Origin of the sequence: uncultured Mobiluncus sp., assembly GCF_947087965.1 — a bacterium.
GTDB lineage: Bacteria > Actinomycetota > Actinomycetes > Actinomycetales > Actinomycetaceae > Mobiluncus.
This window is the reverse complement of sequence record NZ_CAMUES010000001.1, coordinates 39926-63979: the sequence shown is the minus strand read 5'-3', so window position 1 is coordinate 63979 and position 24054 is coordinate 39926. Positions and strand designations below refer to the sequence as shown.

The following is a 24054-nucleotide window of genomic DNA, read 5'->3' as shown; positions in this document are numbered from 1 at the left end:
AGCGATGCCGCAAACCAGTGAGTTGATACCGGTCAGTGGAGCTTGGAAACCCACAGACCCCAAAGGAAACCGCCAGTTCGCCGCTCTGGGGATGCTGAAACTCGAGGGCGGGTCTACCCTTCCGGGCGCCCGGCTCGCCTTTGAGACTTTCGGCACTTTGAATGCGGACAAGTCCAACGCTATCCTCATAAATCACGCCCTCACCGGAGATTCTCATGTGTACGGTGAAGCCGGGCCGGGCCACGTTACACCAGGATGGTGGAACGAGGTCGTCGGGCCCTGTGCCGCGGTGGATACGAATCGGTGGTTTGTGGTTTGCCCCAACGTGTTAGGCGGTTGTCAAGGTTCTACCGGCCCCGCTACTTTGGCTCCGAACGGGCGCGCTTGGGGGTCGCGTTTTCCCCTGCTGACGACCCGCGATCAGGTAGCGGCGGAAAAAATCCTCATGGATCAGCTCGGTATTCCCCGCTGGTTTGCAGTCATCGGCTGCTCGCACGGGGGACACCGGGCACTGGAGTGGGCGGTGACTTATCCCGAGCAGGTGGAGCGGCTGGTGGCGGTGGCTACCGGCTGCGCCACCACCGCTGAACAGGCCGCTTGGTGCCACGTACAGATGCATGTGCTGGAGCTGGACACGAATTTTCGCAACGGCGACTACTACGATAATCCCCCTGGTCAGGGGCCGTTCCGGGGGTTGGCTTTGGCGCGGGAGGTCGCGCACACTACCTATCGCAGCCCCAAGGAACTGCAAGAGCGGTTCGGGCGCGATCCGGGTTATCGTGAAGATCCACTTTCAGGAGGCCGTTTAGCGGTGCAGTCTTACCTGGACTATCACGGGGTGAAGCTGGCGAAACGCTTTGACGCCGGGTCCTACCGGGTGCTGACTCGCTCGATGCTGACTCACGACGTGGGGCGAGGCCGGGGCGGATTAGAAGTTGCGCTCTCTCGGGTACAGGCTCGCGTCCTGGCCCTGGGAGTGGACTCTGACCGGCTATTTTACCCTTCTCAAACGCAGCAGCTGGCTAGATTAACCCGCCACAGCGAGGCGGTCATAATTCATTCCGATTCCGGTCACGATGGCTTCTTAATTGAAAATGAACCTGTCGGTCAGGCCATCGGTGAGTTCCTCGCCACATAGTACGGCGCACTGAATCTTGATGGTCTCAGCGGAGACCTTGCGAGATTGCGTTTCAACTGTGCCGCTTGCACCGCGCATACCTTGAGCAATCAGCCATTCTCCCGCCGCAGCACACGAGGCACGTTAGAATTCGAGCATGCGATACCTTCCTGATGTACTGGGTCCCGGATTCGGCGCCGCTAAACTCCAGTTGGAACCTGATCAGATTTCCCCGCGTTCCGCTACCCTAGTGCGCTACACTCCCGCCGAGGATCCAAAATCACAGCTACCCGACCGCATAGTCCCGGTCAATGTGAAACCGGGCGGAGGCTCCAACCAGGGCAGTTTCCGGATTCTTCCGCCCTCAGCTAGCCCGCAGCAGCGTGCAGGCAGCAACTCTCAGCCTAACGCGTCAGCGCAGTGGGAAGATTCACTCGTCCGAAACCTGGATTACCTGCAGGATTACTTAACTCCCGAGCTGCGGGGTCGCGAAATTGAAGTTCTTGACGAGCTTGATGCACCCTCAGCTCCGCAGTTTATCGCCGTCTATGTCCACGGATGGAATGACTATTTTTATCAAGCTCATCTAGCCCGGATGATGACCCATTTGGGCGCCGCTTTTTACGGGATTGACCTGCACCGTTATGGTCGAAATATGCCGCGACGCTCCGGCTTAATTCCTTTCAACTGCTACGAGGACGATTACACAACCTATGACCGGGAGCTAGATTGGGCCATCGCCACGGCTCGCCAGGAACACCCTGATTTGCCCGTAGTCGTGATGGCACATTCCAACGGTGGTTCCGTAGTTTCCGGGTGGGCGTCACGCCACCACGATGCCTATGACGGTCTCATCTTTATTTCTCCCTGGGTGGTGCAAGACGTATCCGGAATCCCCGCCGGAAATACTGTAAGAACCATCATTTCCAAATATTTGAAGGGGCTGCACTTACCGATGCTTGGCCCAGGTTCTACGGTTTACCAGGATTCTTTGGCGGGATATGCCACGATTGGTTCTCCCCTGCCCCGCCGCTTGGTTCCCTTTGGTAATGATCCAGCCGTGTGCGGCTGGATCACAAACCCGCAATGGCGCATTACGGAAGGAGCACCCATTCTATTTGGATGGCTCTCAGCCATCCTCAGCACCCAGCAATGGTTGGTGGATCATGCTCGTTTTTCCAACCAGCCGGTCCTCTGCCTGACCGCAGCACATGACCCGGATGATTTTTATCATCCCGAGATTGCCCGAATTGACTCTCTGATGGCTAAAAAATGGAAGTCTGCCGGGAAGACGTCGCTATACCGTAACTTGGAAAAGCGTCGTCTTTATCTGTCAACCATGTCAAGGCATATTTTTGGGCATGACAACAGTTCTGAGCGAGAATATCCTTATAAAACCGCCTTAGTAGACTGGAGCGAGGCGGCGCGCCATACTGACACGGTATTGAATGGAAATCTCATCGAAGATCGGATTAATACCCTTTACGGTCGGGTGGGCGGCGGATTAACGCTGCAACAGATGTCCGGTTTGCATGATTTAACACTGTCTCAACCTCTAGAACGTGCTGAGTTTTTCGCGGAAGTGGCGGCTTGGATTTCTCACTCCGGCATCCTAAATAAATAAGCAAATCTGTTCCCAAACGCTTATTACCTGGATTTATATCCTTATTTAAAGCTGACTTAGAGGACAGCCAACACAGTGAAGACGCTGTTGGTCACTCATGGCGGTTACTTCTCCCGGCACGCAAGCCCCGTGAGCACAAGACGTGTTTACGGAGTTGTTTCGGTTCGCCAACATTCCCGCGCGATGCAGGTGCTCTAAAAGCAGCTGCCTGTGTTCCACGCTCAACCCGCTGCGTCCCACCGCCGCTAAGAAAGTAGAACCTTGGCTCAGAGAGTCGATAAAGACCGCGGCACGAGAGTCACCAGGCGCGCTCCGTAATGTTTTGCCCGCGGCCTGCATTGCGTATTTAGGTTCATCAGCGCTGCTCATAAGGTTATCTCAAACGAAGAGGCGGCCCACTTGGAACACTGCTACCGCGAGAAGCCAGGCGATAATCAGCTGTCCACTTACCGCCGCGAGGACACGCTTCGCCCCCAGCTGACGCCACTGTTCGGCGACGGTAGCCAGACACGGGGTGTAGGTCAAAACAAAAATCAGGAACGCTAGGGCAGCCACGGGGGCCGCCACTGCGGAGCCTGCGGAATCGGTGAATGTTTCGCTGGTCAGTTCGCGCATAGTCGGGGTGGGGCTTCCGGCGTCTTGGGCAGCAGCTACGTCTTGTTCGGGAATATCGGCATCGGTGTAGGTTGCCGCCAGCGCGCCCAGCATGGTTTCTTTCGCGACAAAGCCAGTTATTAGCAATCCCGTGAGGTGCCAGTCGCCGAAACCGGCGGGCGCAAACACCGGAGCTATTGCCGAAGCCGCCACCCCGTAAGCAGATTCATCGGCAGGCAGGACAGATTATCCGCGTCAATAGCCTCATCGCTCTGTGCACCCCCAGCGACTTATTAAAACCGGTAAAGACTTCTACCGTGGTTCCGGGTGCATTCACGACCATTTGATGCATTCCGGTCAGGGTGTTAAACAGTGAAGATTTCCCCACATTGGGGTTTCCTACCAAGACCACGTTGGTGGTGTCGCGCTTGGGCAGGTAAACGCGATGTGTTTGCGCGGCAGCCATCGTGGTTGAGAGATTGGCAGATTCGGGTGGTAGCGGATTGCATTTGGGGCAACTCATCTGATGTTTACTCTCCGTTTTCTGCCGCGAGGGTATCTTCCGGGGAGTCCTCGAGGTGCGCCGCGATGCCACAGGCCGCCAAACGGGGCGCGAATTGCGGCGAAAGGTCGTGGAGAGCTAACGCGGCCTCGAGGGCGGCCTTTTCCTGGTCCAAACCGAGCTTTTGCGCAAACTGGATGTAGGGCCGCGCCAAGGCGGTCTTGGCAAAACCGCGGTCGACCGCCAAACGAGTCCCGCGCACGAAGAGGACGCGACCCCCAAAAGCACCCTTTTGCGTGACTGTGAAACGCGTGCCTGGACGCAGACCCAGCTCGTGAATCCGCCCACAGATTCTGTTGTCACACCCTAAATCCACCATAATCATAGGGATTCCAACGGGGCATTCACACAATTTCTCAAAATTAAGCCTAACCTGGCTAAAATCTTTTTTCAACAATTGTCTTTCGTTATTAAAAACCGTCTTCCCTAAAACCGCTGGTGCCGAGCCCTTGACGGAACCCGGCACCAAAAATGCGTTTTATTTAATTGGAGGCTGCGGACTACTCCACACCTTGCGTGGCGGACTCGTCCCACTTCAGATGTTCCGCAGCCGCGCGACCCGCCTCGAGACGCGCCACCGGCACCCGGAACGGCGAACAGGACACGTAATCCAGACCGACCTGGTGGAAGAAGTGAATCGAAATCGGATCGCCACCGTGCTCACCACAGATACCCATCGGCAGATTAGGTTTGGTGGACCGTCCGCGCTTCACGCCTTCGGCGACTACGCGGCCCACCCCGTGGGTGTCGATGGATTCGAACGGAGAAACCCCAAAGATGCCGGCTTCCACGTACTGCGGGAAGAACACACCTTCCACATCGTCACGGCTAAATCCCCAAGTAGTTTGGGTCAGGTCGTTAGTGCCGAAACTAAAGAATTCGGCTTCCTTGGCGATGGTTTCAGCGGTCATGGCAGCACGCGGCAGCTCAATCATGCAGCCCACCGGAATGTCAAAGGTAACGCCGTATTCACCCTGAACCTGAGCAATGATTTCCTCGGCTTCATCACGCACCAGCTGGAGCTCACGAATGGAACCGATTAGCGGAACCATAATCTCAGGATGTGGATCCAATCCGTCTTTCTTCAATTCGCAAGCCGCTGAAACCAGCGCCTTCATCTGCATCTTAAACAAGCCCGGCAGGTAGATACCCAAGCGAACACCGCGCAGACCCAGCATCGGGTTTTCTTCATGCATCCGGCGCACGGCAGCCAGCATGTGCTGGTCCTCCTCCGAGAGCTTTTCACCCTGTGCTTTTGCCACCGCGTTCTTAATTTCCAGAGTAGTCAAGTCCGGCAGGAACTCGTGCAACGGCGGGTCAATGAGACGAACAGTCATATGCTTGCCGTCCATAATCTTAAGCATTTCCTTAAAGTCGCCCTTTTGCAGCGGCTCCAAGGCATCCAGAGCATGCTGACGTTCATCGGATCCCTCTGGGGAGAGAATCAGTTTCTCTACCAGAGGTCGACGATCGCCGAGGAACATGTGCTCGGTACGGCACAAGCCGATACCCTCCGCACCGAAGTCCAAAGCCCGCTGCGTATCAGCGGGAGTGTCGGCATTGGTGCGCACCACCAGGCGACGAACCTCATCGGCGTGGGTCATCAACCGATCGACCGCCTTAATCAAGTCTTTTTCATCTTCAGTGGTCGAAGCATCCAAACCGGCCTGCAAACCGTGAGAAAGGTAAGTGGTCACCGGGGAATCCTGGACCGGAACCGCACCGAGGAACACCTCGCCGGTACCGCCGTCAATGGAAATCTCTTCTCCCTCGTGCAGAACGGTGTCTCCCACGGTGGCGGTCTTAGCGGCTTGGTCAACCACGATGGTTTCCGCCCCGACCACACAGGTCTTGCCCATGCCACGAGCCACTACCGCGGCGTGGGAAGTCTTGCCGCCGCGACTGGTCAACACGCCCGCGGCGGCAACCATACCTCGCAGGTCGTCAGGGTTGGTCTCGCGACGTACCAGGATGCACGGCACTCCCGCGTTAGCGGAAGCCTCGGCAGCGTCGTTATCGAACACAATCTTGCCCACCGCAGCCCCGGGAGACGCAGCCATACCCTTGGTGAACACCTCCGGCTTACCGGACATGTCAAACATCGGGAACATCAAGTTTTGCAGCTGTTCGCCAGTGACTCGCAGCAGAGCTTCATCGGTGGTAATCAAACCTTCATCAACAAGCTGGGTGGCGATTCGGAAAGCCGCGGCCGGGGTGCGTTTGCCCACACGCACCTGTAGCATCCACAGCTTGCCACGTTCGATGGTGAACTCGATATCGCACATATCCTCGTAGTGGGTTTCGAGCTTCCGCATGATACCCAACAGTTCGTCATAGGACTTTTTGTCGTGTCCCTCCAGGTCTTTCAGGGTTTCGGTGTTGCGGATACCGGCCACCACGTCTTCGCCCTGAGCATTCATGAGGATGTCACCGTACACCCCGGGACGACCCGAAGAAGGGTCACGAGTGAAGCACACTCCGGTGCCGGAGTCCTCGCCCATATTGCCGAACACCATGGTCACAATGTTTACGGCGGTGCCCAAGTCGTGGGGAATCCGCTCACGGCGACGGTAGATACGGGCGCGTTCAGAGTTCCAGGAACGGAACACGGCTTCAATAGCCATGTCCATCTGGGTGCGCGGATCTTGCGGGAACGGCTTGCCGGTCTGCTCCTTAACGATTTCTTTGAACTGCGCGGTGAGTTCTTTCAGGTCGCTGGCATTCAAATCGGTGTCTGCCTTAGCTCCGCGGTTCTTTTTCATGTTATCCAACGCATCGGAGAACAGATCGCCATCAATATCCTGCACGGTCTTGCCGAACATTTGAATCAAGCGGCGGTACGAATCCCAAGCGAAGCGGTCACTGCCGGCAATCTTGGCCAAGCCTTCCACGGATTTGTCGTTCAGACCGACGTTCAAAACGGTTTCCATCATGCCGGGCATGGAAAACTTTGCGCCAGAACGCACCGACACCAACAGCGGGTCATCAGCCGCACCCAACTCGCGGCCAACGGTTTCTTCTACTTCACGCAAAGCCTTGGTGACCTGCACGGTAGTTTCCTCCGGAACTTTACCTTCCTTCAGGTAAGCCCGGCAGGCATCGGTAGTAATCGTAAATCCCGGGGGGACCGGCAACCCGAGGTTGCTCATCTCCGCCAGGTTTGCACCTTTGCCACCCAACAGGTCCTTCTGATCCTTATTGCCTTCTGCAAAACGGTAAACGAATTTGGGCATGTGTTAAGCCTCCAACTTTTTCGAACTATCTGCGCACCACGCGCCACAACCATCCTAGCAATTTTTCCCTCCTCACTCACACCGCCCTATTTGCGCCCCCTCACGGGTTTCGCCACGTCTCAAGCCCGGTACGGCCCAACTTCCTGACCGGTTTAATCGCCCCTTGGTCGCGCTGCAAAACGGGAACACTGGAAAATACGGCAGGTTCCCCTCCCGCGAAAACGGGCGAGGAACCTGCTTGATTGAAAGGAACAAATATAAAAGTTTTTGAACGGGCTTATTCCGCTACCGCCAAGACGGTCCAGACCCGCCCCTGAGCGTCAGTCAATAGATAGACCGGCATGTCCAGGATGGAACCGTCCTTTTGCTTTACTGGCTGACTAATCAGTCGGGCACTCACCAAGTCGATTTTGCCGTCAATCTTGGCTGGCAAACCCTTTTGGTTGCGTACATCCAAAGGACCATACTTCGGATCGTTGAGGCGCTGCACTGCCTGAGCCTCAGAAATGACCTTGTACTCACCAATCTTCGTTTCCTTACCCAGATTGGCGCGAATCGAAGCCACTCCGGTTTCTGAAACCACGGCTTTCCAGTTTTGGGCTTGTGCCTGACCGGGCATCTTAACCGGGATGCTCACCGTGGTCAGACCATCTTTCTGGCTGGTTCCTGCCGCATGGCTCATCACGGTAGCACCTAGGGAAGCCGCCACCTTCTCGACTTGGGCAATGGCTGTCTCAGAAGAGGGCGCGTTGCCCACCACTTTCATGACACAGGGTGTCGGGCCGGGTGAAGGATTTTGGGTCGATTGGGGCTCAACGGACTCCACTGGGGAAGACCCGGAAGAATCCGTAGTTTCAGTCACAATCAGCAATACCTGCAGTTGCCCGACTTCGACAGCCGTCCCCAGCAAGTTGGCAGTATCAGAGGTTTCCACGTTACGCGGAGCCCCCACTGTGTTCGGGTGGCTCGGTTCCGGTCCATCAGGACGCACGGCCGGCGGAACCGTCTCCGTCGGAGTTTCAGTCGGAGTTGGGGTCCATTTCGGTGTCGGTGTCGGGGTGAGCTCAATCGGGTCACTAGGTTCCGAAGGGGTGGTACTGGGAGTACTAGGGGTACTCGGGGTAGCAGGGTTATTGGGGTTCGGAGTTGCGTTACCCGAGGGATTCTTGGTCGCGTCGGGATTCGGTAGCTCGACAGTGCCGTCTCCAGGTTTCACCGGCACGCATTCCATCCGCACCGCGGAGGGATTATCAAAGCTCAAAGAGGTCAGCTGGCCCACGGTGACCGTCAAGGTCGCACCTTTGGTGTCAGTAACCGTGAACCCGGCACCGCTCTTTTTAACGGAACCTCTCATCCCCAAAGAGTCTGCAACTTTTTGGACTTGACCAGCGGATACTTTGGCACCTTTGCCGACCCGTGAAATCGGGGCTTTGGTAGGAACTGTGGAAAAATTGCCCGTCGCTACGAACTCAACATCACCGATGTGTTCCAAACGCTGACTGGCTCCGGGAATCACAGTCCCAGAACCTGCGGCGATAATAAGCGGCCCATCCGTAACCACGACACCGTCGTCTTGATTGGGCAATTCACCCGGTTCACCAGGGGAAAGCACGCTCCACCCGGTGAAACCTACCACTGTCGCAGCCGCGGCCGCGCTCAAACCAACCAGCCAGTTGCGCCGCACTGCCAAGGTGTGACGCCGTACCGCCAAAGAAACAACTTCCGCCACCGGGGCCTGGGCATCCACCGCTTCCACCGGAACCACATGCGTGGGCGGCTGAGACTCAAAGGCCAGGCCTTCGGACTCCATTTGCGCAGCAACCTTAGCGCGCAAAGAATCCAAATTGACGGACAGATTCCGGGCAGGGTCGAGTGAGCGCAGAGCCTCCAGCCCGCTCATCTCGTTTTCGTGGTTGTCCACTTCCCTGTCCTTCTTCTGGGCGATAATCGTTGCGATTACCGTATTTTGTCGTTCTCATTTATTCAAGATTGGCTGGTCGAAACCGTCCTCAGGCCCGGCGCAGTTTCGACCTTGCAACATATACATGTAACTGGCCTGGCGTTTCTTACACTTTTTTAAGAAGTATTTTTTTCAATTGCTTCCTCCAGCCGTTTCCGTGCCCGAGACAAGGCTGCATCCGCGGCCGAACGGCTCACTCCCAGGTACTGCGCTAAGGCAACTCCGCTCAACCCTTCCCACGCGACCGCCAAGATAATCTCGCGGTCGCGTTCGCTGAGATTCAGCAGGGCAGCTCGCATTTCCTGATTCTCCACGACGAGTTGAGACGGGTCGGAATAATCGGTTGAATCCAAGTTTTCCTGGTTATCACCCATCGGCAGGGACTTCTTTTTGCGGTACCAGTTAGCCAAGGTTAAGCCGGCGGTTTTGTACAGCCAGGGCAGTTCGGCTCCATCGGGAACCTCGGTTTTCTTCTTCCACATCACGGTAAAGACTTCGGCAGCGAGGTCCTCAGCATCGCTATAGGCTCCGCGTCTATAGAGGAATCGAACTATGGCCGTGCTGTGTTCCGCAAATACCCGCTCAAACCACTGTTCATCGTGGATAGCGGTGGACATACGTTCGGCCTCTCCCTTGACGCTGCACAATCAAATAGTTAACTCATACGAATATACCCCGTAACGCCCTCATCCAGGAACCCATCACAAGTTTCAATCTGAAAAGACTCTGGCCTGGCGTTGGAGATAAATGCTTCGCGGGCCCGCCGGGGCGGACCCGCGTGTTGGTATCGAGGCGTTTACGAAGCTGGTTCCCTATCCGGGGATTCTTCCGCTTCCTTAGCCGCTAGTTCGGCCTCCCGAATCGTCGCCGCGGTCACATCCTCGAGCTTGCGGCGCTGTTGCGCCCGGCCCTCGGGCAGACCGTCCTCACCGGTAAACTTGAACTCGGCGTCGTCGGTGAACTCCCAATCCGTCCCGTTGAGCTTGTCCGCAGATTCGTGCTTGATGAACCTAGGCTCGACATCGACCGTGACGGTCTGGCCTTCACGCAGTTCAGAGAACAAAATCTTTTCAGACAGGACATCCTCAATTTCGCGCTGCACGGCCCGACGTAACGGACGCGCCCCCAACGTCTTGTCAAAGCCCTTGTGCGCCAACAGAGCTCGCGCCGAGGGTGTCAGCTGCAAAGCCATACCCTGATCCAACATCCGGTCGTCGAGCTTGGCGACCATTAGATCAACAATCTGGAGAATCTCGCCCTTTTCAAGTTGCGGGAACACCACGATTTCATCCACACGGTTGAGAAATTCGGGCCGGAAGTGCTGTTTCAGTTCTTCCTGAACCTTGCCCTTCATCCGCTGATAGTCCGTGGACAGTTCACCGCTGGCCTGGAAACCGGTCAGCACCCCCTTGTTGATTTCGCGAGTGCCGAGGTTCGTGGTCATGATGATGATGGTGTTCTTAAAGTCGACCAGGCGACCTTGTGAATCGGTGAGGTGGCCCTCCTCCAACACCTGCAGCAAGCTGTTAAAGATATCCGGGTGGGCCTTCTCCACTTCATCGAATAGCACTACGCTGAAGGGTTTGCGGCGCACCTTTTCGGTGAGCTGACCGCCCTCGTCATAGCCGACATAGCCCGGAGGCGAACCGAACAGTCGGGAAGCCGTATGCTTTTCCGAGAACTCGGACATATCCAGCTGTACCAGGGCGTTCTCGTCTCCAAAGAGGAATTCTGCCAGTGCCTTGGCGAGCTCGGTTTTGCCCACCCCGGTCGGGCCGGCGAACACAAACGATCCGCCGGGACGCTTTGGGTCTTTCAGACCAGCGCGGGTGCGGCGAATGGACTGGGACACAGCCTTGACCGCTTCGTCCTGACCGATGATGCGCTTGTGCAGCTCGTCCTCCATCCGCAGCAGTTTCGAGGATTCTGCCTGAGTGAGTTTGAACACCGGAATACCGGTGGCCATCGCCAAAACCTCGGCGATTTGTTCTTCGTCAACCACCGACTCGGAGGTGTCTTCACCTTGGCGCCACTGGGATTCCTTAGCCGCGCGTTCTTCCGTCAGATTCTTTTCTTCGTCACGCAGCTGGGCAGCCTTTTCGAAATCTTGCGCGTCAATAGCGGCTTCTTTCGCTTGACGGGCCTTGGCGATTTTCTCGTCAACTTCTTTCAGTTCGGGGGGTGCCGTCATCCGCTTGATACGTAGGCGCGCCCCAGCTTCGTCAACCAGGTCAATCGCCTTATCCGGCAAAAACCTGTCAGAAACGTAACGGTCAGCGAGCTGAGCTGCGGCAGCGAGGGCCGCATCAGTAATCATGACCCGGTGGTGGGACTCGTAACGATCCCGCAACCCCTTGAGGATGGCAACGGTTTCTTCCACACTGGGTTCTTCGACTTTCACCGGCTGGAAACGTCGTTCCAGAGCCGAGTCCTTTTCGATGTACTTGCGGTACTCTTCAATGGTGGTAGCACCGATAGTCTGCAGCTCGCCACGCGCCAGCATGGGCTTCAGAATCGAGGCAGCATCAATCGCGCCTTCTGCCGCCCCCGCACCGACCAGGGTATGAATCTCATCGATGAACAAGATGATGTCCCCACGGGTGCGGATTTCCTTCAGTACCTTCTTGAGACGTTCTTCGAAGTCGCCGCGGTAGCGCGAGCCCGCCACCAAGGAGCCCATATCCAAGGAATAAAGCTGTTTATCTTTCAAGGTTTCCGGGACGTCGCCGCGGACAATACCCTGAGCCAGTCCTTCCACCACGGCGGTTTTACCCACCCCGGGTTCGCCCACCAAGACCGGATTGTTCTTGGTGCGCCGGGACAGGATTTGCATGACGCGTTCCATTTCCTTGGTCCGCCCGATGACCGGGTCAAGTTTGGACTCGCGCGCAGCCTGGGTGAGGTTGCGTCCGAACTGGTCCAAAATCGCCGAGTTGCCCCCCGCGTTGGGGTTATCCGCTCGTCCGCCGCCGACACCCACCGTGTCGCGACCGCTCTGTTGAGGCTGGCTGCCTTGGTAACCGGACAGCAGTTCAATGACAGTCTGGCGCACATTGTTCAAATCAGCGCCGAGTTTAATGAGGACTTGGGCGGCGACCCCGTCGCCTTCCCGCAACAGCCCCAGCAGGATATGCTCGGTACCGATGTAGTTGTGTCCCAGCTGCAGGGCCTCACGCATAGAAAATTCCAGCACCTTGCGGGCGCGCGGCGTAAAGGGAATGTGGCCGGTGGTAGGCTGCTCACCTTCACCGATAATCTCAATGACCTGAGCGCGCACGGCCTCCAGCGAGATACCCATCGTTTCCAATGCCCGCGCCGCAATACCGTCGCCTTCGTGAATCAAACCCAGTAGCAGGTGTTCCGTGCCGATGTAGTTTTGGTTCAGCCGGCGGGCTTCGTCTTGGGCTAACACCACAACCCGGCGGGCTCGGTCGGTAAATCTTTCAAACATACGCACTCCCTTTTACACTCGTAACCAATTTATGCCCCCGCGTCGTGAAAACGCGACCGTGTTCACTACCGGCTAATTCACACTTCCAACAGAATCGTGAAAGGCCCGTCGTTGGTGAAACTAACTTTCATGTCTGCCCCGAAAATTCCCCGTTCTACCCGTATACCTTGAGCCTGCAACGCTGCCCCCACCGCATCGACCAGGGGTTGAGCGGCCTCTCCCGGTGCCGCTGCCACCCACGAGGGACGATTGCCCTTGCGAGCGTCTCCGTAGAGCGTGAATTGGCTAATCAACAGCACCGGCAGACCCAGCTGAAGCGCAGAAACTTCCGCACCACGCGCTTGTGCCAGTTTCTCAGACCCGCCGGTCGAATCGTAAGCCCCCGGGGCGTCAAAAATACGCAGATTCGCAATCTTGCGCGCCATCTTTTCGACCTGTGCCGTACCGTCGGTATGCGTGACCCCCAGCAGCACCACCAGTCCAGGTCCGACAAATTCGCCGGTAACCTCACCGTTAACCGCGCATTTTGCGTCTGTAACACGTTGAATCACTGCCCGCATGAGTTTTCACTCTCCTATTCTGTGCCGTTTTGGTCGGTCTGTTCCGAGTTCACCAGGGCGTAGGGGGACGTTGGCCTGTTCCTCGCGAGTTCTTGCCCCGCCGGCGCCACGAAGCCACGGCGGGACGCACATCTGCCAGGTAAACCGCGGGAATAATCAGAGCCATCATCACTCCGAACAAGCCTACGAAACCGTTAGGCGTCAGCCCCAGAAAGGAAATCACCAGCGCCAGTAGGTTCAGTAAAGCCCAAAAGTTGCGAGTTCGTTTACCTTCCGTTGGAAAAGCCTGGGCGGGGGTAGTCAGGGCGTGTATCAAGGCATACAGGCTCATTCCCACCACAACCAGGACCAATCCCAGCACCAGTAACGTTTGCACCGAGTTGATGGCCGCGAAAACATTCGACATTTTATTTCCTCGCTTTCAAGCCCAGTAAGCCGCCCAGTTGGCTGTCATCCAGGCGGCGCGGGTTTTCCCCGCTCGGATCCACGATGATGCTTGGGGCGGCACGCATTCCTTCCACCAGCAGCATTTCCGCAGGGTCAACCTGACGTTTGACCAAACCCAGACCGATTTGCCCGTCCGTGGGGTGGTACGCCACCGAGGTCAGCACCCCAACTTCGCAACCGTCAGACTCCAAAGTGAGAGGGGAACCTATGGCTGGCAATTCCTCGCGTGACCCATCTAGGTCCAGAAACGTGAGTCGGCGCGGAGGACGTCCCCGGTTGGTTAGTTTCGCCACGGTTTCTTGACCGGGATAGCAACCCTTTTGCAAACTGACGGCGACACGCAGCCAATCCAACTCATGAGGGAGGGTTCCCGGTTTGCCTTCCCGGCCCAGGCGAGGGCGCCACAGGGCAATTCTCACGGCTTCCCAAGCACCCAAGTCCGCTTTCACCAGACCGCTCACGGCCGCTTTGGCCTCGAACTTGGGCAGGTCTAGACGCGAAACTACCGCCAGTTTACGGTGCGGGGCTGCGGGGTCGTCTCCCGGATGGCTGGTGCCCGCTGTGGTGAAAGTAGTTGTGTTTCCCACCGGACCTGGCCACGGATCAGTCCAGGTCACAGCGGAATGCTCGCTCCAGAACAGGGCCGCTGGGGAGGTAGCATCGCCAGTGTTCAGATAGCCCAAGACGGCAAAGTCTGCGCTCACATCGACAATTTCAACACGGGAACGAAACCGCATCGACTGGAAAAACTCGGCGGCACCATCCGGTTCTTCAGTCAAAATCCATACGGCGCTGTCATCATCGACTGCGAAAAAACTCAGCTCGACGTGTCCGGTCGGGTCGAGGATGAGGGCTTCGCGCGGCGAGGCAGGTTCCCAGTTAGAAAAGTCCTGGGTGCTGATAGAGTTCAGCCAAGCCCAGCGATCCGGCCCGGAGACTTTTAGCACTCCCAGAGGAATAGCGGCGTAGCCACGGCCTTTGAGCAGTTCTGTGCCGTGATTCCAGCCCGCCTCTATCGCCGTTCCCGGCCAGGTCCGGTCGATACTCGGATAGGTGACCTGCATTCTTACCCCCTGTTCACCACTTTGGACGCTGACGTGAGAAACAATCCCTCAAGCAAGTGTAGGGCCCTGCCCCACTAAGAGCCGCGCCAGAATGTATAGCGGAACGGATGCCGCCAGAACGGGAATGAAAGCCTGGCTCACCGCGGCCGAAACTGTTGACGGAGCCAAGTCTCCGCTGAAAAGCGCGGTCAATGACGCGAACGCGATTCCAAACACCACTCCCAACAGCAGGCCGGAAACCAGGGCCACGGTCAGGCTGGGAAGGTGGCCTCCAGCGAAAAGCACCAGCTGATCCCGGGAGGTTCCTTCCATCACAAGGATGGCGGCCCCGGCTGCCAAACCGAAAATTACCGAGAACAGAATTCCCGTAAAAACTCTCCATTTCAACTGCCAGTTAGCGCTCATCGCCATCCCGATGCATCCTCCGATGAGAGTGACTGCTCCGGGCACCAAGAGGAAGTACCACAGCGTTTCTGTCTCGAGCATGACCCAAGCCCCGGCAGTGGAAACGATGAGGATTCCCGCCACGTTGCCCGCAACTGAGTTCAGCAAGTCCTCCCGGGGGTGACGCACCATTTCCGCGATGAAGGCACCAAGGACTCCTAATCCCACGACTTCTGCCACTATCGAAAAATCTCCAAAGATTCTTCCCGACAACAAAGCCAACACCCCGAATACGGTCAGCAGAATGAAAGAGGCTCGCGGGGCGGGTAGATGGGCCAAATGCGCCCAGCCGTAAGCAAAACATACCACTGCGATGGCCGCAGCTACGGTCAAACAATCAGAAGGAAGCAAAAAAATCAGGGACATTCCCAAAGCGGCCAGGGCGGTAATAATCTCGGGATGGGCACAGATAACGCGCCCTATCAGGGACTCAGGAACTTTCGGTAGCTTTTCAATCTTTTCTGCCTGATGTTCCTCCCGCCGCACGCGGCGCGTAATTTTTACCGTATCGGTCAGCGAAGGATTCGACATCTCCGCGTTGGGCTGGGAAGTCATGTTCCGATTCTCTCATAAGTTGGGGAACTCTCAGGAACTGACCGGATTACGTGTTCCGAGAGGGTTAAACTTTGAAGGCTCCGACGAGCGGAGCCTTCAACGACACCGAAACCGTAAAGCGCCTGTCGGCGCGAAGGCCGCTCGTAGCGGCAGTATATGGAGCCCGGGGCTTCTACGGACATCGATGTCTTATATTTAAGTTACCACACCCGCGAAACCTTGTCTCTAGATTTAAATTAAATTTCTCTTTAACTCCCCTTTAACCTGACAAAGCTCCAGTCGATGCCCTCAGCGCCGCGCACATTGCTCCATAATTTACGCCGTTTTTACAATGAAGGCTCCGAACGGATAAAGTAATTAAGGCTGACAAAACGGACTCTGCCAGAACTGTTAAAACCGGTTCTCAATAGTCCCCAAATTTGCCAAATCCATCACAAAGAAGGGTGAAAAATGGGTCTGTTCCATCGCGCCAAAGACGAGAGATTTTTCGAGCAGCTCACCGAAATTGCCGGCAACTTGATTGAAGGTACCGACATCTTGGCAAAGTTGATGGCTCTCCCCCCCGCACAGCGCGACGCAGAGCGCAACGACTTGCACGCGGTTGAGAATTCCTCCGATGATTTGACCCACGCGTTCATGAATAAAATAAACCAGACTTTTGTCACCCCTCTGGATCGTGACGACCTCAGCGAACTGGCTTACCGACTCGATGATTGCATGGATTTGATTGATGAAGCTGGAAACCTCATCGTGGTCTACCAGCTGCATGAAATCCCCGAGTGCCTGCACAAGCAGGCGGCCATCCTCCAAAAGTGTGCCGCGGTTACAGCCCAAGCTATGCCCCGCCTGAAAACTTTGGACGAGCTGCGCGAATACTGGGTGGAAGTCAACCGCTTAGAGAACCAAGCCGACCAGGTGTATATGCACTGCCTGTCCGACATTGTGAATAATAATCCAGACCCGATAGCGGTCATCAAACTAAAAGACGTCACCGAGCGGCTGGAGGATGCCTGCGATGCGTTCGAGCATCTGGCTGCTCTGGTCGAAGGCATCGCGATTAAAGAATCTTGAGGGTTCTCCTAGATGGACATTTCTCTGGTACTGGTTGTTTGCGTCGTTATTATCGCAGTTACCTTCGATTTCACCAACGGTTTTCACGATGCTGCCAACGCTATCGCCACCGCAATTTCCACACGAGCTTGGGAACCACGCACCGCCTTGGCTATGGCCGCGGTTATGAACCTGGTGGGATCTCTGCTGGGAACTGAAGTGGCGAAGACCATCGGGTCTGGAATCATCGATATGTCTGGATATGCTACGGCAGTTTCCCACGCTGAAAGAGCCCACGGCCTGTTGATTATTCTTGGTGGCTTGATTGGGGCCATTTGTTGGAACATTATCACCTGGTATTTCGGATTACCTTCCTCGTCCTCTCACGCACTGATTGGCGGCTTGGCGGGAGCAGGTTTAGCTGCGGGCGTCACGGTGAACTGGGCGACGATTACTTCTCACGTCTTGATTCCGATGGTGGTTTCCCCGCTCATCGGTTTCACGTTTGCGTATGTGCTAATGAGCCTGGTCATGGTGGCTATGAAGAACCTGGCTTACCGCCGAACCATGCGTAAATTCCGGGCTGGTCAAAAGTTTTCCTCCGCGGCTCTAGCCCTGGGTCACGGTTTGCAGGATGCCCAAAAGACCATGGGGGTTATTTTCATTGCTCTGGTAGCTTCCGGTCACGTCGACTTGGACGACCCCATTCCGCTGTGGGTCAAGTTCGCGGCGGCTATGGCCATTGCGGCCGGCACTTTCGTAGGCGGGTTTCGCATCATGAAAACCTTGGGTTCGCGCGTGATTCACGTCGATCCGGCCAATGGTTTTGTCTCCGAGACGGTTGCTGCGGGAGTGCTGTACTTCACGGCGTTTATTTGGCACGCTCCGATTTCCACCACTCATACCGTAACCACCGCCATCATGGGGGTGGGTGCGACCCGCAGGCTTTCCGCAGTGCGCTGGGGAACAGCCGGAAACATTGTGGTGGCCTGGGTTCTGACTCTCCCCGCCGCCGCCGCGGTAGCAGCCGCGGTCTACACCCTGTTGGAATTCTTGTTCCGGATTTAGGCAGCGCCACCCACCGACAACCGAGAGAACTCGAAAAACCGGCCGAATAAACTTGTGATTACCGAAAAATCACATTAATCCAGCACGTAACCGGCAGGTGGTTCGGCTCCCGCGCGCTCGGCGGCAATGAGCTTTGGGCTGCCCTCGGCGTCTGAGATTACGTGAACAATCAAGGATTCCCCGGTTTCCAGGGGCACCAGGGTTTCTTCTAAGAAGTCGTTGCCCAAAGCCCGAATCAGCGGAATCAGGACGGGGGCATGGGAGCACAGGGCAGTTGGGCCTTCCGTCAGCGTTGCCTTGAGCTGTGTACGCAACAGTTCCAACCCGCCATAAGGATTGGCGGCAAAGCCATCCTCGCTCAACACATCCGGATATTCACACCTAATCCCGCTGGCTTTCAAGTAGGGGCGTACCGTTTGCTCGCAACGTTTCCACGGCGAACAGAACAGCCGAGAAATCCCGAATGCGCTCAAGGTGGAGGCCAACGCCGCGGCCTGATGCTTACCGCGTTTTTTCAAGGGACGCAGCGAATCATCGGTCTTCCACTTCAGTCGATTCTTGGCTTTTCCGTGGCGAACCAACATAACTGGAGTCGAGTCACACCACCCCTGCGACAGACATTGCTCCGCGTGGGCTACCAGATTGCGGTCGTATTCTTGAGTCAAAAGCTCCTGCGCCTGGGCCTGGTCGACCCACCGGGTTTCGTTTATCTCGTGCGGCGAGGCCGGTTCCGCATAGGGGCGGGCCAGTATCGCCGCGCTGTGGCGCACCTGAGCCAACCAGTACGTCACCTGTTTCTCGGCACCCTCCACCGGGTAAGTCGTGACCCCAAGCTGGGGGCCCAGGCATACCTGCACTCCCGTCTCCTCGGCAATTTCACGTACCGCACAGGCAGGTAGCAGTTCGCCGGGTTCTAGTTTTCCTTTCGGCAGGGACCAATCGTCGTACTTTGGGCGGTGGACGACTAAAAATTCATAAGGGGTTTGGGTGGGTGTCCCTTCCAAGGCAGGACGTACTTCCCCACCGCGCCAAACCACCCCGCCGGCTGCTAAAACTTTGCTCATTCACTTCCCTTTTCTATGTACCCAACTCTGTGAACACTACCAACCGGGCTTTTCCGTACCGCTCCGACACGGTCTAGCCTGACTCATTACTTCACAACTCGAATACCGCGGCACGTCGACCTCAATGCCGGGAGACGCCGCCACGTCCCGCTACGCGAGAGGAGGCGCGGCTCATCAAGGTTTCCTGGATGTCCTCCAGACGCAACCCAGCCTCATTCGTATTGACCCGCACCCACTGCTGGTCGGGCATCAACCGCCACGAAGCGGTAGTGTCTGCCATGCCGTGTTTGACCAAATCAACCAAATATTGAATCTGTTCCGGGTCCACAATTTTCACCAGCGCCTCGACGCGGCGATCCAAGTTGCGGTGCATCAGGTCCGCAGACCCAATCCAGACTTCCGGATCCCCATCGTTCTTAAACGCGTAGACTCGCGAATGCTCCAGGAATCGTCCCAAGATAGAAACGACCCGAATGTTATCGCTGAGGCCGGGGATACCTGGCTTAATGGAACAAATTCCGCGGACCTGAATCATCACCGGAACCCCCGCTTGGGAAGCCCGATAGAGCGCATCCGTCATACGTTCGTCGACAATCGAGTTTATTTTGAACAGGATTCCCGCTTTCTTGCCCGCTTTCTTGTTAGCAATTTCGCGGTTAATTCGCTCAATCAAGCCATCACGAATGGAGCGGGGCGCAACCAGCAGACGGTGGAAAGACGAACGCGGCGCGTATCCGCTGAGCTGATTGAACAAACGCGTCAGATCCTGGGCAACCTCGCGGTCGTCGGTCAGCAAACCCAAATCCTCGTACCCGCGAGCTGTCTTGGGGTGATAGTTGCCGGTGCCAACGTGGCAGTAGCGATGCAGCCCATCGGGTTCCTGACGCACCACCAAACACAGCTTACAGTGCGTCTTGAGCCCGACCAGGCCATAAACCACGTGAACCCCAGCGCGTTCCATCTTGCGAGCCCAGCCGATATTGGCTTCCTCATCGAAACGCGCTTTAATCTCGACGATGGCCACGACCTGTTTACCAGCGCGAGCCGCGTCAATCAGGGCCTGAACAATCGGGGAATCGCCCGAAGTTCGGTACAAGGTCTGTTTGATTGCCAAAACGTTCGGATCTTGAGCCGCCTGCACGATAAATTGCTGCACCGAGGTGGCGAAAGAATCATACGGAAGATGTATCAGCACATCGTGATTACGAATAGAGCTGAAAATATCCGCGGTTTTCGATGATTCTTTTTCGGCCAGCCCGGCCGGGGTCACGGGAACATAGGGAGGATATTTGAGTTGGGGAATATCCAGATCATGCAGGTCGTTGAGACCGCGTAAGTCCAGCGGCGCGGGGAGCCGGAACACGTCAGAAGTCCCGATTTCGAGGTTTTCTTTTAGAAAATCCAGCAGGAACGCCGGCATGGATTCCGCCACTTCCAGACGTACCGCCGGCCCGAAACGCCGTTTCGCGAGTTCAGATTCCATTGCGGTCAAAATATTTTCCGCATCATCCTCCTCGACTTCCAAATCTTCGTTACGAGTCACCCTGAACTCGTGGGCTTCTTTAATTTCCATACCGGGGAACAAATGGTCCAGGTGCGCAGAAATAATCTGTTCGATAGGCACGAAATGGACCTTTTCTCCCGCCAGAATCACGCTGGAGGGGTCATTTTCGACGCCGTTTTCGGTCACTGCCACGAAGCGAGGCAGGATGGGCGGCACCTTAATCCGGGCAAAGTGTTCTTTTCCGGTGTTGGGGTTGCGCACAATTATCGCCAGGTTCAGCGACAGTCCAGTGATGTAGGGGAAAGGGTGCGATGGGTCTACTGCCAGCGGCGACAGGATAGGAAACACCTGGTTGCGGAAATAGCGGTGCAGGATTTCGTGATGGGTTTCGTTCAGGCTATCCCAGTCGGTGATGACCAAACCAGCTTTATCCAAGGCCGGGCGAATCTCGTCTTGGAAATAACGGTAGACGTTACCGGTCATCTCATGAGAGCGACGGCTGATTTCGCCCTCCAGCTGACGCGGCGTCAACCCCGAAGCGGACACTGTCGCGAACCCAGCGGCGATGCGGCGCTTCAGACCCGCGACACGCACCATATAGAACTCGTCCAAGTTGGAACAATAGATAGTTAAGAACCACGCCCGCTCCAACAGGTGCAGGCGCGGGTCTTGGGCCTGTTCAAACACGCGTTGGTTAAAGGCCAGCCAGGACAGTTCCCGGTCGGCGAAACGTCCTTTGGGTAGCTTCGGCAACCCGTCGGGGGTCAGTCCGTCTTCTTTCTTAAGCGCCAGAGGCTTGTGGTCGGATTTCTTTGACGATTTGTTCTTTTTGACCTTCGAGCCCAAGGCATCCGCACGGGCAATCACCACCGGGTCAGGCAGATGTTCGGGCAGTTGTTCCTCTCGGTGTGTGTCCGGTTCCGTGAAGTCCGCGTCATCGTATTCTTGGGAACCACCTGCGTTGAGATCTTTTTTCGGGAACATTTCCTCGGCGGTAGCTCCCTCGAAAAGGGATTTCTTTACTTCCCCGGGCCAGGAAGGAGGAGTCGGAACTCCTGTCCCATTTTTTTCCTGCATTTCTTGGTTTTCGTGGTTCTCAGACACCTTATGTCCCCTCAAATTTTTCGTTAATTTTGCTCAAGTATTGCCTGGTTGCACGGGTTTTTGTCCCGCCGCTAGATGCGGCGAGTGGCGCAGTCGTCAATCCAAACGGCCTTCGCGATACATTGTCGCCGCATCTAGCAGTTCATCGGCGGTAGCCAACAAAGCGTTGTCCCGCAGAGTTACCGCGTTGGCCAGCACGTCCTGAGGATTTTCCTTCATCCAGACCGATTCACTGGCTGCCAGCACCCGTAGCACAGCTTGGGAAGTATCCAGGAAATCGGCGAAATTACCGACGAAACTGCCTCCCAGGATTTGTCCCAGCTGTTTTTTCCACACTGGAAAATCCAAGGAATGAGCCCCTTCGATATCAAGGTGATCAGACAGTCGCGGCGAATTTAAACCCTGCTTAAAGCGGGTATTCACGCCTTCCGGGTAACGTTTCACCCATTGGTCTATCAACAAAAGCCGCCATAAAACCCCCGGCAAAGTATTGACCGGGGAACGCGACCACAGCTCAGCCAGTTCGTCTACGCCGTTATCCTGCATATGTTTCAACAGGCGTTCCTTGGTTTCTGGATCGGGATCAGACCACTCCCCATTGGGGGATTTCACCAATATCCGGGCCGAGGTGTGAGCTGATTCGCTGGACAGCGCCGGGTCTTCCTCGCCTTCCAAGTATTCCAAGGTTTCTGGTTCGATTATGGCCGGGCGTCGCGGTTTCCTGGTTTCCATGGTTCCTCCCTGTTTGATTCACCTTAATTATCCCCGTTCACCCGGGATTTTGTGTGGACTTGGTAATACTTCCCTGCGGACTTGACCTAACTGCTGATAATATGACGAACCCCACTGACAGTTGCAGAGCCCGCACCAAAGCCGCAAGTTAAGGCCGGAATACGGGACAATCCGTTGCTGGGCCTGAGTTCCAGAATGAACCAGCCGCTCAGTTGTCGTTACGCAGACTTTTTACCTATAATCTTTCCTACGGGCCTATAGCTCAGTTGGTAGAGCAGCGGACTTTTAATCCGTGGGTCGAGGGTTCGAGTCCCTCTGGGCCTACTTGTTTGAGTGGGATGGGCTTTGCCCATCCCACTCAAACATTTAACACGGTTCTGGGGACTCGAACCCTCGACGCAGTCGCGCGCTGGCAGCAGCCGCAGGCTGCGTGAGCCAGCGCGTTACAGCGCGAAGGCGTTAAAAAACGGCACCGATGTGCCGTTTTAGCCGAAGCACCAAACAGAAAAAGTCACTCTGGGCCTACCTGCACCCCAGAATTCAGGCAATCAGCAACATTTGTGCCTCATTTTGCCGGTGTCTCGTCAGTGAACGTTTCTAATCGGTGATTAAACGGAGGTAGGTGGCCATATAGACCAGCAACCCCGATTTAATCACCGATTTACTACACGATTACCCTCGAACCAAGATTAAGCGTCGACGCCCACCATTACAGAAGATGCTTTCACGATGGCGTAGGCATCTGAGCCTTCAGAAAGTCCCAGATTATCAACCGAAGTGTTGGTAATGGACGCCGCGAAGCAAACCCCAGGTGCAACTTCAATCTCCACGATTGAATTGACTGCGCCGCGTTCAATGTTCTTTACCTTGCCCTTGAACTGGTTACGTGCAGAAATTTTCATGTTCATACCTCTTCTATTGTCTCTGTTCCAGCCATCTGCGGGACTCCATCAACTTCCAGGCAATACACCCCTGGATCCACCCCATTTTATCATGGCACTATCTCCGCATTTGCTTGCAAATACAGCACTTTAAGCCTCTGGTGCTGCTCGGCGGGTCTGTCGAGAGGATGGATCTGTCGGGGACATAGCGACCGGCGCATATTGGTGAAAATTTCTCGCATCCCGAGCGTAACCCTTACCTGTCGTTCAGCGCATTTCTTTTTTCCCAAACTGCGTGAGTGCAATGAACCACATAATCGCTGTAATGAGAACGGCAATGGGCAAAAATGGCCAGAGGGTAAATCCTGTACCGATGGTGAGTATCGTATCGCTGTGGAGAGAGAGTGAAACCAGATACCCGCTGTAGCAATAGGGATAGAGCAACCATAGTGGTGTGTTTGCTATGAGGATGCCTGGTATGACCAGAAGTATATTTATACCAATAGATAAAAACAACTTGTCAAACACTACCGTAATCGCCCACATAATCGTTAAGCTGGGAATCATGGTCAGGAAAAGCGCGCCGCACCATTTTAATAGAAACACGAGAGGGAGCGATTCTTGAATTCCCATACTAAAGGTCGCCATCCATCCGGCGATTACGAAACAAGCCATGAACACGACCATTTCCAGAAGCAAATAAGCGAGCAACACGCAAAATTTTGCAGCTGAGAGAGCATAGCGGCTAATGGGAAGTGCCAACATTTTTAGTATTCCATTATGGTCTGTTTCGCGACCCGCAATCATCACACATACTACAATCATACTCAATGGGAGCAGATAATAGGAATAGATTAATGCACTTTGGATGAACATCGCTGCCCAAGCGTTAGAATACTCAGGCGATAAATAGCTACGAAGGCTTGCCACACCGGAGCTAACGACGAGCAACGGGGCTATAAAGAGCAAAAGGGTAATGTGGCTGCGTTTTATTTTCAAAAATTCGATTTTGAGCAATTCCGAAAAATTCATTGTAATTT

20 protein-coding genes, 1 tRNA gene and 1 pseudogene are annotated in these 24054 nt (G+C 55.7%); 5 read left to right on the top strand and 17 right to left on the bottom strand.

Going from position 1 to position 24054, the window contains the following annotated elements:
• Window positions 1-4 precede the first annotated feature (4 nt).
• Together Q0V70_RS00300 and Q0V70_RS00295 are read left to right on the top strand one after the other, a co-directional pair.
• Entirely contained in the window at window positions 5-1138 is a 1134-nt protein-coding gene (locus tag Q0V70_RS00300; protein ID WP_297587111.1) for a homoserine O-acetyltransferase, read from the top strand.
• Between the two features lie 136 nt (window positions 1139-1274).
• Window positions 1275-2741 (top strand): alpha/beta hydrolase, encoded by a 1467-nt coding sequence (locus Q0V70_RS00295; protein ID WP_297587108.1) that lies wholly within the window; start codon window positions 1275-1277, stop codon window positions 2739-2741.
• Window positions 2742-2786: 45 nt separating this feature from the next.
• Here the strand turns inward: Q0V70_RS00295 and Q0V70_RS00290 are convergent, their stop codons facing one another.
• From Q0V70_RS00290 to Q0V70_RS00235, 12 genes and pseudogenes are all read right to left on the bottom strand, one after another.
• On the bottom strand, window positions 2787-3110 hold the full coding sequence (locus tag Q0V70_RS00290) for a hypothetical protein (protein ID WP_297587106.1): 324 nt from the start codon (window positions 3108-3110) through the stop codon (window positions 2787-2789).
• A gap of 9 nt (window positions 3111-3119) precedes the next feature.
• Window positions 3120-3548 (bottom strand): nucleoside recognition domain-containing protein, encoded by a 429-nt coding sequence (locus tag Q0V70_RS00285; protein WP_297587103.1) that lies wholly within the window; start codon window positions 3546-3548, stop codon window positions 3120-3122.
• 85 nt (window positions 3549-3633) lie between these two features.
• Window positions 3634-3801 (bottom strand): annotated as a pseudogene (locus Q0V70_RS00280) (FeoB small GTPase domain-containing protein); the annotation flags it as partial.
• 64 nt (window positions 3802-3865) lie between these two features.
• Window positions 3866-4363, bottom strand: coding sequence for a FeoA family protein (locus Q0V70_RS00275; protein WP_297587100.1), 498 nt, complete (start codon window positions 4361-4363; stop codon window positions 3866-3868).
• Between the two features lie 34 nt (window positions 4364-4397).
• Window positions 4398-7130, bottom strand: a complete 2733-nt coding sequence (gene ppdK, locus Q0V70_RS00270) for a pyruvate, phosphate dikinase (protein ID WP_297587097.1) — start codon at window positions 7128-7130, stop codon at window positions 4398-4400.
• A gap of 277 nt (window positions 7131-7407) precedes the next feature.
• Complete coding sequence (locus tag Q0V70_RS00265; RefSeq protein WP_297587095.1) at window positions 7408-9051, bottom strand: hypothetical protein; 1644 nt, start codon at window positions 9049-9051, stop codon at window positions 7408-7410.
• 155 nt (window positions 9052-9206) lie between these two features.
• A complete protein-coding gene (locus tag Q0V70_RS00260; RefSeq protein ID WP_297587093.1) occupies window positions 9207-9707 on the bottom strand; it encodes an RNA polymerase sigma factor in 501 nt (166 codons plus the stop codon).
• A 179-nt stretch (window positions 9708-9886) separates the two neighbouring features.
• Window positions 9887-12541: an ATP-dependent Clp protease ATP-binding subunit gene (locus Q0V70_RS00255; RefSeq protein ID WP_297587090.1), complete on the bottom strand. Its 2655-nt coding sequence runs from the start codon at window positions 12539-12541 to the stop codon at window positions 9887-9889.
• 77 nt (window positions 12542-12618) lie between these two features.
• Window positions 12619-13101, bottom strand: coding sequence for a D-aminoacyl-tRNA deacylase (gene dtd / locus Q0V70_RS00250; protein ID WP_297587088.1), 483 nt, complete (start codon window positions 13099-13101; stop codon window positions 12619-12621).
• Between the two features lie 49 nt (window positions 13102-13150).
• Window positions 13151-13507: a DUF2516 family protein gene (locus Q0V70_RS00245; protein ID WP_297587086.1), complete on the bottom strand. Its 357-nt coding sequence runs from the start codon at window positions 13505-13507 to the stop codon at window positions 13151-13153.
• Between the two features lies 1 nt (window position 13508).
• Window positions 13509-14612, bottom strand: coding sequence for a folate-binding protein YgfZ (locus Q0V70_RS00240; RefSeq protein WP_297587084.1), 1104 nt, complete (start codon window positions 14610-14612; stop codon window positions 13509-13511).
• Window positions 14613-14660: 48 nt separating this feature from the next.
• Window positions 14661-15611, bottom strand: coding sequence for a beta-carotene 15,15'-monooxygenase (locus Q0V70_RS00235; protein ID WP_297587082.1), 951 nt, complete (start codon window positions 15609-15611; stop codon window positions 14661-14663).
• A gap of 450 nt (window positions 15612-16061) precedes the next feature.
• Between Q0V70_RS00235 and Q0V70_RS00230 the strand changes: the two genes are divergently transcribed.
• Both Q0V70_RS00230 and Q0V70_RS00225 read left to right on the top strand, forming a co-directional pair.
• Window positions 16062-16682 (top strand): DUF47 domain-containing protein, encoded by a 621-nt coding sequence (locus Q0V70_RS00230; protein WP_297587080.1) that lies wholly within the window; start codon window positions 16062-16064, stop codon window positions 16680-16682.
• 12 nt (window positions 16683-16694) lie between these two features.
• Complete coding sequence (locus Q0V70_RS00225; protein WP_297587077.1) at window positions 16695-17729, top strand: inorganic phosphate transporter; 1035 nt, start codon at window positions 16695-16697, stop codon at window positions 17727-17729.
• Window positions 17730-17803: 74 nt separating this feature from the next.
• Here the strand turns inward: Q0V70_RS00225 and Q0V70_RS00220 are convergent, their stop codons facing one another.
• The 3 genes from Q0V70_RS00220 to Q0V70_RS00210 all read right to left on the bottom strand — a co-directional run bounded on the left by Q0V70_RS00220 (window position 17804) and on the right by Q0V70_RS00210 (window position 22133).
• On the bottom strand, window positions 17804-18793 hold the full coding sequence (locus Q0V70_RS00220; protein ID WP_297587074.1) for an NUDIX domain-containing protein: 990 nt from the start codon (window positions 18791-18793) through the stop codon (window positions 17804-17806).
• A 121-nt stretch (window positions 18794-18914) separates the two neighbouring features.
• Window positions 18915-21401, bottom strand: coding sequence for an RNA degradosome polyphosphate kinase (locus tag Q0V70_RS00215; protein ID WP_297587071.1), 2487 nt, complete (start codon window positions 21399-21401; stop codon window positions 18915-18917).
• A 96-nt stretch (window positions 21402-21497) separates the two neighbouring features.
• Window positions 21498-22133, bottom strand: coding sequence for a hypothetical protein (locus Q0V70_RS00210; RefSeq protein WP_297587069.1), 636 nt, complete (start codon window positions 22131-22133; stop codon window positions 21498-21500).
• A gap of 251 nt (window positions 22134-22384) precedes the next feature.
• Here Q0V70_RS00210 and Q0V70_RS00205 point away from each other — a divergent pair.
• Window positions 22385-22457 (top strand) — tRNA-Lys (locus tag Q0V70_RS00205).
• Between the two features lie 365 nt (window positions 22458-22822).
• Here Q0V70_RS00205 and Q0V70_RS00200 read toward each other — a convergent pair.
• Window positions 22823-23035 (bottom strand): molybdopterin-binding protein, encoded by a 213-nt coding sequence (locus tag Q0V70_RS00200; protein WP_282922196.1) that lies wholly within the window; start codon window positions 23033-23035, stop codon window positions 22823-22825.
• Between the two features lie 246 nt (window positions 23036-23281).
• Window positions 23282-24046: an ABC transporter permease gene (locus tag Q0V70_RS00195; protein ID WP_297587067.1), complete on the bottom strand. Its 765-nt coding sequence runs from the start codon at window positions 24044-24046 to the stop codon at window positions 23282-23284.
• Window positions 24047-24054 lie beyond the last annotated feature (8 nt).

Bases quoted from the DNA above. Each gene is read 5' to 3' on its own strand.
- Q0V70_RS00295 (WP_297587108.1), top strand. From the start codon at position 1,275: ATGCGATACCTTCCTGATGTACTGGGTCCCGGATTCGGCGCCGCTAAA.
- ppdK (WP_297587097.1), bottom strand. From the start codon at position 7,130: ATGCCCAAATTCGTTTACCGTTTTGCAGAAGGCAATAAGGATCAGAAG.
- Q0V70_RS00195 (WP_297587067.1), bottom strand. From the start codon at position 24,046: ATGAATTTTTCGGAATTGCTCAAAATCGAATTTTTGAAAATAAAACGC.
- Q0V70_RS00255 (WP_297587090.1), bottom strand. From the start codon at position 12,541: ATGTTTGAAAGATTTACCGACCGAGCCCGCCGGGTTGTGGTGTTAGCC.
- Q0V70_RS00225 (WP_297587077.1), top strand. From the start codon at position 16,695: ATGGACATTTCTCTGGTACTGGTTGTTTGCGTCGTTATTATCGCAGTT.
- Q0V70_RS00300 (WP_297587111.1), top strand. From the start codon at position 5: ATGCCGCAAACCAGTGAGTTGATACCGGTCAGTGGAGCTTGGAAACCC.
- Q0V70_RS00240 (WP_297587084.1), bottom strand. From the start codon at position 14,612: ATGCAGGTCACCTATCCGAGTATCGACCGGACCTGGCCGGGAACGGCG.
- Q0V70_RS00245 (WP_297587086.1), bottom strand. From the start codon at position 13,507: ATGTCGAATGTTTTCGCGGCCATCAACTCGGTGCAAACGTTACTGGTG.
- Q0V70_RS00210 (WP_297587069.1), bottom strand. From the start codon at position 22,133: ATGGAAACCAGGAAACCGCGACGCCCGGCCATAATCGAACCAGAAACC.
- dtd (WP_297587088.1), bottom strand. From the start codon at position 13,101: ATGCGGGCAGTGATTCAACGTGTTACAGACGCAAAATGCGCGGTTAAC.
- Q0V70_RS00260 (WP_297587093.1), bottom strand. From the start codon at position 9,707: ATGTCCACCGCTATCCACGATGAACAGTGGTTTGAGCGGGTATTTGCG.
- Q0V70_RS00290 (WP_297587106.1), bottom strand. From the start codon at position 3,110: ATGAGCAGCGCTGATGAACCTAAATACGCAATGCAGGCCGCGGGCAAA.
- Q0V70_RS00230 (WP_297587080.1), top strand. From the start codon at position 16,062: ATGGGTCTGTTCCATCGCGCCAAAGACGAGAGATTTTTCGAGCAGCTC.
- Q0V70_RS00200 (WP_282922196.1), bottom strand. From the start codon at position 23,035: ATGAAAATTTCTGCACGTAACCAGTTCAAGGGCAAGGTAAAGAACATT.
- Q0V70_RS00220 (WP_297587074.1), bottom strand. From the start codon at position 18,793: ATGAGCAAAGTTTTAGCAGCCGGCGGGGTGGTTTGGCGCGGTGGGGAA.
- Q0V70_RS00235 (WP_297587082.1), bottom strand. From the start codon at position 15,611: ATGACTTCCCAGCCCAACGCGGAGATGTCGAATCCTTCGCTGACCGAT.